Source organism: Flavobacterium sp. (assembly GCF_039930565.1).
Classification (GTDB): domain Bacteria; phylum Bacteroidota; class Bacteroidia; order Flavobacteriales; family Flavobacteriaceae; genus Flavobacterium.
Genome location: NZ_JBDTTP010000100.1, coordinates 1 through 11,839 on the forward strand (window position 1 = coordinate 1; position 11,839 = coordinate 11,839).

12 protein-coding genes and 1 pseudogene are annotated in these 11,839 nt (G+C 33.2%); 2 read left to right on the forward strand and 11 right to left on the reverse strand.

Annotated features, from left to right (window positions below; translation table 11 throughout):
* Positions 1–179: 179 nt before the first annotated feature.
* The 10 genes from ABI657_RS17590 to ABI657_RS17635 form a co-directional block, all read right to left on the reverse strand.
* A complete protein-coding gene (locus ABI657_RS17590; RefSeq protein WP_348098576.1) occupies positions 180–728 on the reverse strand; it encodes a hypothetical protein in 549 nt (182 codons plus the stop codon).
* Between the two features lie 63 nt (positions 729–791).
* Positions 792–995, reverse strand: a complete 204-nt coding sequence (locus ABI657_RS17595; RefSeq protein WP_348098577.1) for a hypothetical protein — start codon at positions 993–995, stop codon at positions 792–794.
* A gap of 107 nt (positions 996–1,102) precedes the next feature.
* Positions 1,103–2,236, reverse strand: a complete 1,134-nt coding sequence (locus ABI657_RS17600) for a peptidylprolyl isomerase (RefSeq protein WP_348098578.1) — start codon at positions 2,234–2,236, stop codon at positions 1,103–1,105.
* A 41-nt stretch (positions 2,237–2,277) separates the two neighbouring features.
* The gene (locus ABI657_RS17605; protein WP_348098579.1) at positions 2,278–3,351 is read right to left on the reverse strand and encodes a peptidylprolyl isomerase; all 1,074 of its coding nucleotides are present in this window, start codon (positions 3,349–3,351) and stop codon (positions 2,278–2,280) included.
* A 13-nt stretch (positions 3,352–3,364) separates the two neighbouring features.
* Positions 3,365–4,051, reverse strand: coding sequence for a gliding motility-associated peptidyl-prolyl isomerase GldI (gene gldI / locus ABI657_RS17610; protein WP_348098580.1), 687 nt, complete (start codon positions 4,049–4,051; stop codon positions 3,365–3,367).
* A gap of 6 nt (positions 4,052–4,057) precedes the next feature.
* Positions 4,058–5,062: a bifunctional oligoribonuclease/PAP phosphatase NrnA gene (locus ABI657_RS17615; protein ID WP_348098581.1), complete on the reverse strand. Its 1,005-nt coding sequence runs from the start codon at positions 5,060–5,062 to the stop codon at positions 4,058–4,060.
* Between the two features lie 68 nt (positions 5,063–5,130).
* The gene (locus ABI657_RS17620) at positions 5,131–6,387 is read right to left on the reverse strand and encodes a chloride channel protein (RefSeq protein ID WP_348098582.1); all 1,257 of its coding nucleotides are present in this window, start codon (positions 6,385–6,387) and stop codon (positions 5,131–5,133) included.
* 128 nt (positions 6,388–6,515) lie between these two features.
* Positions 6,516–6,902, reverse strand: coding sequence for a RidA family protein (locus tag ABI657_RS17625; protein WP_348098583.1), 387 nt, complete (start codon positions 6,900–6,902; stop codon positions 6,516–6,518).
* A 166-nt stretch (positions 6,903–7,068) separates the two neighbouring features.
* A complete protein-coding gene (locus ABI657_RS17630; protein ID WP_348098584.1) occupies positions 7,069–7,371 on the reverse strand; it encodes a chaperone modulator CbpM in 303 nt (100 codons plus the stop codon).
* Positions 7,364–8,266: a J domain-containing protein gene (locus ABI657_RS17635; protein ID WP_348098585.1), complete on the reverse strand. Its 903-nt coding sequence runs from the start codon at positions 8,264–8,266 to the stop codon at positions 7,364–7,366. The genes ABI657_RS17630 and ABI657_RS17635 overlap by 8 nt, the downstream gene beginning before the upstream one ends.
* A 282-nt stretch (positions 8,267–8,548) precedes the next feature.
* Here ABI657_RS17635 and ABI657_RS17640 point away from each other — a divergent pair, with 282 nt between their 5' ends.
* Positions 8,549–9,262 (forward strand): hypothetical protein, encoded by a 714-nt coding sequence (locus ABI657_RS17640; protein WP_348098586.1) that lies wholly within the window; start codon positions 8,549–8,551, stop codon positions 9,260–9,262.
* Between the two features lie 83 nt (positions 9,263–9,345).
* Here the strand turns inward: ABI657_RS17640 and ABI657_RS17645 are convergent, their stop codons facing one another.
* Complete coding sequence (locus tag ABI657_RS17645; RefSeq protein WP_348098587.1) at positions 9,346–11,082, reverse strand: thiamine pyrophosphate-dependent enzyme; 1,737 nt, start codon at positions 11,080–11,082, stop codon at positions 9,346–9,348.
* A 338-nt stretch (positions 11,083–11,420) separates the two neighbouring features.
* Here ABI657_RS17645 and ABI657_RS17650 point away from each other — a divergent pair.
* Positions 11,421–11,839, forward strand: a pseudogene (locus tag ABI657_RS17650) (GMP synthase (glutamine-hydrolyzing)); the annotation flags it as partial.

An 11,839-nucleotide genomic window follows, 5' to 3' on the forward strand; every position in this document is an offset into this window, starting at 1 on the left:
CTTTCTTTCTTTCTTTCTTTCTTTCTTTCTGGTTTTGAGTCCATTTGTCTCGAGAATGGTCGTACCAGAAATTTTACATCTTATAATCAATAATAGAAGATTATATTTTAAAGTCTTTACCATTTGAAACAATAAATCTTCACTGAAGTGAGGATTTATTGTTATAGAAATTTTTAATTCTACATATTTGACAAAAAAAATGATCCGTTTTCATGAGTGTAAGTGTATTTAGTATCACAATCGTTATTTCCATAATCAATTACACCGTTTAAAGCACCACCTTGAACATTTAATTTTCCTTTTGATATGAATCCGCATGAGTATTTTTTAACTAAAGTTTCCAGAACAATCAAAGTAAGTGATTCTTTTTCAGAAGTTACAGTATGAGTCCCTTCTTTCATTTCGTAAATATTATCCGTTAATACATAAGGAGTATCAATACCAGCAATTTGATTTATTGTGTGCATTCCAGAATTTGTATAGACTCTTCCTGCCAAATCAGTAAGTTTTCCATTTGTAATTTTTTTACTCCACTTTGGAACTGTTTCAATTGTTGTGGTATTTGTATATTCAATAATTCCCTCTAATTTTGATCCATTAACAGAATAATCTTGCCTTTGAATGATCATCTTACTTCCGGTATTAATTATCGGACCAGATATTGTTATTATCAATTTTCCTTTTCTTGTAATTTGATTGTCAGTACAGCCTGTGGTACCATAATCCACTGTGAAAATTTTGGGATATGCTGTTCCTTGTACTGCAATTGTTGCACAGACGCCGGCGGGAGATTAAGCTTGTTTAGCAGTTGGTGTACTGGAGGATGTTATATTTAAACCTGTACTAATGTCCATTTCATTAACTGCATCAATTGCTACAGAAATTCCAATTACTGTTACATCAGTTTGATTTGTGATTTCATCGCTATTCGAACATGAAACATGTAATAATGTTGAAACAAAAATAATTAAAGTTAAAAAAATAGTTTTTTTCATAGTACATTATTTAAGATTAGATTTATAGGTAACCAAATGTAATAAAAAACAATTAAAAAAAATCCTGAAGGCATAACCTACAGGATTTATAATATAAAGCTTTAGAATTACTTTATCAAAGGTTGATTATCATAAGTCTCAATTTCAAATACGAGTGTTGCATTTGGTGGAATCACACCGCCCGCTCCATTTTCTCCATAAGCTAAATTAGGAGGAAGGAAAAAAATTGCTTTTTCTCCATCTGACATTAAATTCAATGCTTCAAGAAATCCTGGAATCATACCTTCTTTTTTGCCTGCTACAAATGGAAATGCCTGATACCCTTTTTGAGTATCACGATTAGCATCATATTTACCATAAGTTTTTGCAACACTAGACATACTGCTATCAAAAAGATTCCCATCTTCAAAATAACCAGCATAATGAAAATAGAAAGTAGTTCCGTCAGCTGGTTTTACACCTGAACCTTTTTGAGTTATTTTATATTTCAAGCCCGATTCGGTTGTAGTAGCAGTAGCTTTAGCATCGGCAAAATAGGCTGCTTTAGCAGTAATTACTTTTTTACTTTCACCTTTTTTTGCTTCTTCTTTTTTTGCATCTTCAGTTATAACTTTTGCAGCATCAAATTTTTTGGCTAAAATACCTTTTCTTGCAATGGTTATTTTTGTTATAATATCACCCTGAACAATTTTATTGACATTGTCCATTCCGGAGATTACATGACCAAAAATAGTATGTTTTCCGTTTAACCATGGAGTTTCTTTATGGGTTATAAAAAATTGACTTCCATTAGTAGCCGGACCGGAATTGGCCATTGCCAAAATACCTCCCTTGTTAAATACTAATTCAGGAACAAATTCATCTTTAAAAGAAAATCCAGGGCCTCCAGAACCAGTTCCGTCAGGATCACCTCCCTGAATCATAAAATCATTAATAACCCTATGAAATTTTAATCCGTCATAGAATGGTTTACCTTTAAGTTTTTCCACTTTGACATTAGGGTTTTTACCTTCTGCCAAAGAAATAAAGTTAGCCACGGTTACAGGTGCTTTTATATATTCTAATGATAAAATAATATCACCTTTAGTTGTAGATATAGTAGCAAAAATTCCTTCTGCAGGATTTTTTTTAACGGCAGATATTTTTGTGGCTGCTTTTGTTTTTACAGTAGTTTTTTTGGAAGTTTGCGCTTGGCTGTTAAGTATTGCTAGGCAAAATAAAAATAAAAATTTAAATTTCATTGTATCCGAATTTAAGTCTATATATGTTTTTTAATATATTATTATGGCTTTTCTAATAACTGAATTTCGAAAATAATATTTGAGTTTGGTGGAATTACTCCATTTGCTCCGGCTTGCCCGTATGCTAAATGTGATGGTATAAAAAGAACTGCTTTATCTCCAAAAGAAAGTTTTTCGATCCCTTCTATGAACCCGGGTATCATTCCGTCTTTACGTCCTGCTTGAAATGGAATAGGTTGATATCCTTTTGCTTCTCCTCGGGCAATATCATATTTTCCAAATGCTTTATTGATATCTTCTAAACTTGAATCAAATAAAGTACCATCTTCTAAAAAACCAGCATAGTGAATGTATATTTGAGTTCCAGGAGTTGGTTTTTTTTCAGATCCCTTTTCAGTAATTACATATTCTAAACCAGTTGAAGTTTTTATTGCTTTTGGTTTTAATGATGCATAGTAAGCAACTTTTTCTTTTTGAACATCTGCATATTTGCTTCTTTCTTTAGCTATTTCAGAAAAATAATCATTAAATACTTTTACAGCATCAAATTTCTTAGCGGCATCACCGTTTCGTATAATCTTTATAGAAATTAATTCATCATCCTGCTTAACTTGGTTTACAACTTCCTGACCTTTTTCAACTACATGACCAAAAATGGTGTGTTTTCCATCTAGCCAAGGAGTTTCAACATGTGTAATGAAAAATTGACTGCTGTTTGTGCCAGGTCCGTTGTTAGCCATTGCCAAAACACCAGGTTTGTCAAATTTCAAATCGGTAATTTCATCTTTAAATTTATATCCAGTATCTCCAGATCCTGTCCCTAAAGGATCTCCAGTCTGAATCATGAAATCTTCAATAACTCTATGGAATTTTAATCCGTCAAAAAAAGGTTTCTTTTTAAGATTTTCATCGGTTATAAATTCATTTTTTCCTTCAGCTAAGGTTACAAAATTTGCAACAGTTATTGGGGCTTTTTTATAATCCAGTTCAACAATAATATGACCTTTATTTGTTTCAATATCCGCATAAAGTCCATCAGGTAAATTGCTGTGTTCATCTTTGCAGGAATATATTGAAGAAACGGCTAATAGTAATAATAGAATGTTTTTTTTCATTTTACAATATTTTTTATGGGTTTATTGTGTCTTTTTTTGTTTGAGTTATTGGTTTTGAAGTTTGTTCAGTAATAGTTTTTGCCGTATTTGCTGGAGTTGCAATTTTTTCAACTGGCTTAGTTGTTTCAGATGCTGTAGATGTTGCAACTGATGGATCTTTTATAAAATTACGAAGAGTAACAGTACACATTAACGGTTCATTTGTGCCGATTTTCTTGTTGTCTCCATGATAGCCATAAGCTATGTGTGACGGAAACAAGAACGTTACCGTTTCATTTTTATGCATCAGTTTGATACCATCACGCAATCCTATCATAATGTCTTGTTTATCAATGTAATAGGTTTGTGGGCCTAAGTCAGCTTCAGAGTATATAATTTTACCTTTAATGTCTTTTATTTCTAAATTAAAATAAGCGATGTCTCCTTTTTTAGGTGTTTGAGTATCAGTTGGGTTGCGTTCATCATAAGATAGCCAATATCCTTTTCTGGTGGCATAATATTTTACTTTTGGATTGTTTTTGATTATTTTTTTAATAACATCTTCTTCGTTAGCAACCAGTTTTTTGTTTCTGTCGGCTGATTTTTTCATAAACGTACCAGAAGCTTGAGAGATAGGTTTTCGGGCTTCTTCATGATGTTTACAACTAGCAGATAGAACAGTAAAAAGCAATGCAAAAATGCCTAATTTTAAATAGCTCATATTGAATTATATTTTTAGTTTAATTACTAAATCTTCAAATTTTTTAATTGTTTCTCCCATTGAAACTTCTGATCTTCCTCCAGCGGCATTTGTGTGTCCTCCACCGTTAAAATGATCTCTGGCAAACTTATTTACATCGAATCCGACTTGAGATCGAAAGGATATTTTGATAACATTCTCATCTCTATTTTCTATAAAAATAGCTGAAAAAACAATATCTTTTATACTCAATCCGTAATTAACGATTCCTTCTGTATCACCTTTAACGTAATTAAAAGAATCCAGCTCTTCTTGAGTTAACGAAGTATAAGAAGTTTTATGTTCCGCTAAAATTTTCATATTCTGCAAAGCACATCCCAATAATTGTAAACGGCTGTACGAACTATTATCAAACAATAAAACCGGGATTTCAGTATTTTCTACACCTAAGTCAATTAATTCTGCCACTATACGATGTGTGTTTCCTGTAGTTTTAGGAAAACGAAACGAACCTGAATCGGTTAATATTCCTGTATAAATACAAGTCGCAATGGTTTTGTCAATATCTTCTTTTTTATTTAAAAACAAAATAAAATTATAAATCATTTCACAAGTAGAACCAAAAGAAGTATCAGAGTAAGTGTAAGCTGCATAATCATCCGGTTTTTGATGATGATCGATCATAATAAACGGTGCAGTCATCTTAGCTAAAGTATGTTCCATTTCACCAGTGCGATGCAAAGCATTAAAGTCAAGTGTAAAAATCAGCTCCGCTTCTTCTAATATTTTGGTACAGTTTTGAGGGTCTTTTTCAAAGATTTTTACAGTTTCAGAACCAGGAATCCAGGCTAGGAAATCAGGAAAATCATTTGGAGCTATTACTGTAGGCTGATGATTGTTTTTTAATAAAAAATGATATAGTGCCAAGGTAGAGCCCATGGCATCACCATCTGGTCCTCTATGGGGAATTATTGCAATTTTCTTTGGTGTAGCAAGCAACAACTGTATTGCCTGAATATCTTGTATTTTCATAGTGTGCGAATTTACATTTTTTTAATGTAATGCTGAAATCATTTTAGAGATTAACACACTTTTAGTGATTACAAATTCTCTAACTCTTTTCTTTGTAATTTCTGATACAATTTATATTTGGCGCCTTTAACAATTTGTGATTTATAAATTCCGACTGAACCTGAAGAAAAATAAGCAATTGTACAAGCAATGGCAAGGAAAATTCCAGGCCCAATTCCAAATAATTCCATTCCCATAATAGTGCAGGCGATAGGAGTGTGAGTTGCTCCGGAAAATACGGCTACAAATCCGAGGCCAGCTAAAAATGCAATAGGCATTGGGATAATAAGCGATAAAGCACTTCCCAAAGCAGCACCCACAAAAAATAACGGGGTTACTTCTCCGCCTTTAAACCCGGCACCTAAGGTAAATCCGGTAAATAAAATTTTAAGCAAAAAATCATACCAGGGACTTGCATTTGAAAAAGAATCTACAATTACAGGAACACCCAAACCGGAAAATTTTGTAAAACCAAAACCTGCAATAGCAATTGCTAAAATGATTCCGCCAATAAAAGGTCGTAATGGTGGAAAATTAATAGTTTTTGAAAAAAAGGAACTCCAAAAATGAGTACTTCTGGAAAAAAGCAAGGCTGCTAAACCGGATAAGATTCCAATAATACTTGTATAAAAAAGAGTAATCAAGCTAAATTCAGGAACAACTGAGATGCTATAATGTGTATGTTTTACCTGCCAAAGTTCAACAGTAAAGTAAGCAGCAAAAGCTACTAATAAAGATAAAACAATGCTTTTGAAATTGATTTTACTAAAATATACAACCTCCAGAGCAAAAATAGCACCGGCTAAAGGTGTTCCAAAAACGGACGCGAATCCTGAACTGATTCCAAGTATGATCAGAGTTTTCCTTTCGGAATTATTTAAATTGAAGATTTTGGTAAATTGGTCTGCAATAGCGACTCCCATTTGTACGGCAGTTCCTTCGCGTCCGGCGGAACCGCCAAATAAGTGTGTAAGTAAAGTTCCTAAAAGAACTAAGGGAGCCATTTTAAAAGGAATTACTTCTTTGGGATTTTCGTACTCTTCCAGCAATAAGTTATTGCCTTTTACAACAGATTCCCCCCAATAATAATAAAAGAATCCAATTAATAATCCGCCAATCGGTAAAAACCAGATGATCCAATCGTGCTGAATTCTAAATTGTGTAACAAATTCCAGTGAAACTAAAAAGAAAGCTGATGCAGATCCTGAAAAAAAGCCAATTAAAACACAAATGGAAACCCATTTGAAAATTGCCAGAAATATATCTTTTAGTTTTTTAAAATTCATCAAGAGAAGTTTGCCACGAATTTCACTAATTAAAACGAGTTTTAAAAGTTCTTGTCTGTGAAATTTTCAATTCGGGTAATTTTCTTAGATAATAGAAAGAAAAAAAGCAATGAAATTCGTGGCAAAAATTATTCCTGTACAACAGCTGTAAATTCGATTTCAACCAAATACTCAGGAGCAACAAGTTTGCTGATTTCATAAAAACCGGTTGTTGGTTTTACATCCTTAAAAAAAGCTGCGTGTGCTCTGGCAACTTCTTCAAAAGTAGAAATATCTGTAGTAAAAATTCGGGTTCTGATCACATCTTTCATTCCAACATTCAAATCTTCTAGTACTTTTTCAATACGTTGCAGAATATTGTAAGTTTGTGCATAAGCATCATCGGCTTTTACTTTTTCGCCATCAACAATAGCCACAGTGCCCGAAACTTCAATAATATTGCCAATTCTTACGGCACGACAATATCCCATTTTGTCTTCCCACGGTGATCCTGTTAAGATATTTTCTCTTTTCATTTCTCAGTTTTATTGAATTGTTTTATAAAATTTTAAACAAATTCAGGTTAATTAAATTACGCTGCAATTTATAAAATATGCCATCAAAAAGAGAGGAAATTATTTGAAATCATGCTGTAATTCACTCTTTTTTGTGATATTTTGAGTGGATTTTTTTATAAATTTATTATATTTGGTAGTGTTCAAAAAGGCGAAGTTTATTTTGGGCTGTATTAAGATTTTGTTGTAAAACCTCAATTTTGTTCAACAAGTGATAGATAGCATCAATTCCTTCAAGATTTATTTTGAGATCGTAATGCATCCTTATCATTTTTTCTACTGTCGGTAATTTTTCGGGTTGTAGATATTCATCTTCGTCTAAAATAATAATTTCAACCAGACCATAATTATTCAGTTCTGTTATAAAGGTATTTTCAATTTCGTGGTGCAGACAAAATTGTTTTATCTGAATTAAGTTTTTGCTATTCATGATTTCTTATTTTAGATAATTCCTGAAATAATTCTTTTTCTTTTTCTGATAATTGGGTTGGGGTTTTTAATTTATAGGTGATAAATAAATCACCAAACTGATTTTCTTTTTTATACACCGGAAATCCTTTCCCCTTTAATTTAACTTTTGTTCCGGTTTGCGTTTCAGCCGGAACTTTTATTTTTACTTTTCCATCAAAAGTGTTTACGTAAGTTTCGCCTCCTAAAACAGCAGTAAATAAATCAAGGTCTGCATCTGCATACAAATTATTGCCTTCTCTTTTAAAATCAGAATTGTTTTCAATTAAAAAAGTAATGTATAAGTCTCCATTTGGTCCACCGTTTGCGCCAGAGCCGCCATGTCCTGGAATTTTTATAATTTGACCGTTTTCTACTCCGGCTGGAATTGTGATTCGGATGTTTTTGCCATTAACTGTCAGACTCTGTTTATGTGTTGTATAAGCCGAAGCTAAATCTAACTGTAATTCGGCATTAAAATCCTGACCCCGGTATTTAGACTGACTTTTAGAACTTCTTCCGGAACCATACATTGAATTAAAGAAGTCTGAGAAATCACTTTCTCCAAAACCTGAAAATTCCTGATTACCTTGTGACTGTCCGGAGTATTGCTGTTGATTCGGATTGTAACCGGATTTTTCAAATTCATCAGCATGTTGCCAGTCTTTTCCATACTTATCGTATTTTTTACGATTTTCAGGATTGCTTAAAACTTCATTGGCTTCGTTTATTTCTTTGAATTTTTTCTCAGCTTCCTTATCATTCGGATTTAAATCAGGATGGTATTTCCTGGCCAGTTTTCGATATGCCTTTTTGATTTCAGTTTCAGTAGCTGATTTGGTTATCTCTAATATTTTATAATAGTCGATATAATCCATTTTTTTTGAGTTTTAAGATAAAATAAATTTAGAGATTCAAGGTATGAATAAGTTGTTAACTATCAAAGAAATGAAATTTTTTTTAGGAGAACTTTACAATGCTTTTTTTTTCAGGGATTTTTAAACTAATTTTTTTGGCAGGTTTTTTGATTCCAAAAATTAGCCTAATATATTGTTATAAAAGTCATAAAGTCATAGTCACTAATTAAATTATGCTATTTTTGCCATACTATAGTATTGATTTTATAAAATTTTAAAAGCCGATTCGATAATACTTTTTCAATGAAGCATATTTTATTTTTCATATTGTTTTTTACTGTCCTGGCAGCTTCTGCTCAGGGAGAATTCAACTCGGGTTTTAAATCTATTCCTTCTCCGAAGTTTAGCGCCAAGCCTAAAAAAATACCAGCTCCGGAAGTCAAAGATCCACAAGCAGAAAATACAGATATCCCAAATATTAAGACGCCCAACGTTTTTGACAATACCAGTATAACTACAAAATCTAAATTTCAGATTGGGGAAGAAAAAAGCAAGTTTACCATGTCAACAGAGAATGATTTTGCCAATCCGGGCGATCGTTATGTTGGAAAAATGGAAAAAGATTTAGATAAAGCTTTGAAAGATGCTGGACTAAAAGAAGGCAGAGGAGAATTGGTAAAGAAGAATATTTCTTTGGGAGAATTTAAAACCAAATCCGCTTATTTCATTGTAAAATTCAGAGATTTTGGAGCCATAGATGGCGATTTGGTCAAGGTTTCTTCGAATGACATTGTAATCCAAAACCAATTGTTTTTAGAGAGCAATTTCAAGCAAGTCAAAATTATACTTTCAGATGGTTTCAATAAATTGGATTTTGAAGCATTAAATATAGGTTCATTGGGAGGAAATACTGCCGAAATTCAGGTTTTCGATGACAAAGGAACTTTAATAACCAATGATTACTGGAACAATCTTGCAGCAGGTTTTAAAGCTTCGATTATTGTTACAAAAGAATAACGTAAGGTTCAAAGCAAAAAGTTTTTATACTTTTAAACTCTGAACCTTGTGTTGTTATAAAATTTTAAATTAAAAAGACCATTCTACAATCCTTCTTTTAAGTGTTTATAATTAGACTTAATGGTGTCTAAAACTTCTTCCATTTTACCACCAAGCATTAATCTGGTCATTGATTTTGCCATACCAATAACTTGTTCCCATTCTACTTTTGGAGGCATTGCCAGTGCATTTGGATTAGTAAATACATTTATTAAAAAAGGTCCGTTATGGCGAAATGCATTTTCAATTGCTCCCTCAACTTCTTCCGGCTTATGAACATTTACGCCCTGAAAACCCATTGCCTGAGCAATTAGACCGAAGTCCGGATTGACCATATCGGTTTCATTATCAGGTAATCCACTAACTTCCATTTCAAGTTTTACCATACCCAAAGCACGATTGTTGAAAACAATAATTTTAATTGGGATGTTATATTGGTGAATTGTTGCTAAATCTCCCAATAACATCGATAAACCTCCATCGCCACACATGGCAATAACTTGTTTCTCGGGATGAGCAAGAGCTGCACCAATAGCCATCGGCATTGCATTTGCCATCGATCCGTGATTGAACGAACCTAGCATTTTGCGCTCTCCGGTACCTTTTATAAAACGTGCTCCCCAAACACAACTCATTCCGGTATCTACCGTAAAAATGGCATCTTTAGTAGCCAATTTATCTATGATATGTGCAACATATTCAGGCTGAATAGTGTCTTCTCCGCCATTATCATCAATGTAAGTGTTCATGTTTTCTTTTACACTCGCATATAATTTAAGTTGCGCTTGTAAAAAACTATCATCTGTTTTGGCTTCCAGCAATGGTAATAAAGCTTCAATAGTATCCGCAACATTGCCACATAATCCCATGTAGAGATTGGCTCTTCTACCTAAACGTTCGGTACTTGTGTCTATCTGAATGATTTTGTTATCTGAAGGCATGAATTTATCATAAGGAAAATCAGTTCCTAATAATAAAACCAAGTGCGACTCGTGCATGCTATGATAAGCAGAGGGCTGACCGAGCAAACCTGTCATTCCTATTTCGTTTGGATTATTAGGCTGGATATTCATTTTTCCACGAAAAGAATATCCAACAGGAGCTTTGATATGATGTGATAATTGTACTACCTGATCGTGTGCCTTATCAGCTCCAATTCCGCAGAATAAAGTGATTTTTGTGCTCTCATTTATAGCTTTCGCTAATTGTTGTAATTCGGAATCAGAAGGTCGAATAACTGGATTACAATGAAAATACTGAGTAGAAATATTGCTTTCAACCGCTTTTAATTGAGATACATCACCGGGTAGTCCAATAACAGCAACACCTTTTTTGCCTAATGCATGTTGAATTGCTGTTTGTATAATTCGAGGAGCTTGTTCTGCAGTCATAATCATTTGATTGTAACAACTGCAATCGTCAAAAAGTTTAATAGTGTTAGTTTCCTGAAAATAATCCATTCCCATTTCACCTGTATTTATTGTTGAGGCAATGGCTAATAATGGAACGTGAGATTTGTGGGCATCATACAAACCATTAATTAAATGAACATGCCCCGGACCGCAACTTCCGGCGCAGACAGCAAAACCATCTAATTCGGCTTCTGCTGCTGCTGCATAAGCGCCCACTTCTTCATGGCGAACATGAATCCATTTTATTTTTCCATTTCTTCTTATCGCATCATTAAAATGATTTAAACTATCACCGGTAACGGCGTACACTCTTTTTACTCCGGCTTCTACCAACATGTCAACTAATTGTTCTGCAACTATTTTACTCATCGATTAAATTTTTGAATTAATAATTTTTGTGGTATACTTTTGGTCATGTTGGTTTTAGTGAGAAGTAAATACTAATTTCATAGAAGAAAGTAGGAAACATTTAATTCTCTACTATAAATTTAATAAAAAAGAACTAGGTTTTTTCTGTTTTTTTTAAGATTTGGCTTTTAATTATCGTTTATAAATTTTTCGAAAAATAATGGCAAAGTTCTTGGAGTTTTTATATTTTTTGAACTTTTACAGTTGTTAACATGGAACCTAAATCGGAACAATGAAAAAAAATATTTTTTTTCATTGTTCCGATTTTTCATTTTCGAATATAAAAAGTATTTTTGCGCATGCAACACAACGTACTTATTTTAGATTTCGGATCGCAATATACTCAGCTTATTGCGCGTAGAGTTCGCGAATTAAATATATTCTGCGAAATTTTCCCTTACAATCACTTTCCTAGTGATTTATCACCTTATAAAGCCGTAATTTTGGGAGGAAGCCCTTTTTCTGTTCGCGGAGAAGATGCTCCACACCCTGATTTATCTCAAATTCGGGGCAAGCTTCCCATGTTGGCAGTTTGTTACGGAGCACAATACTTAGCGCATTTTAGCGGTGGTGAAGTAGCGGCTTCGAACACCAGAGAGTACGGAAGAGCCAATTTATCTTATATTAAAGAGAATGAAGTTTTCTTTAACGGAGTTTCAGAAAACAGCCAGGTTTGGATGAGCCATAGCGATAGTATCAAGGCTTTACCAACAAATGC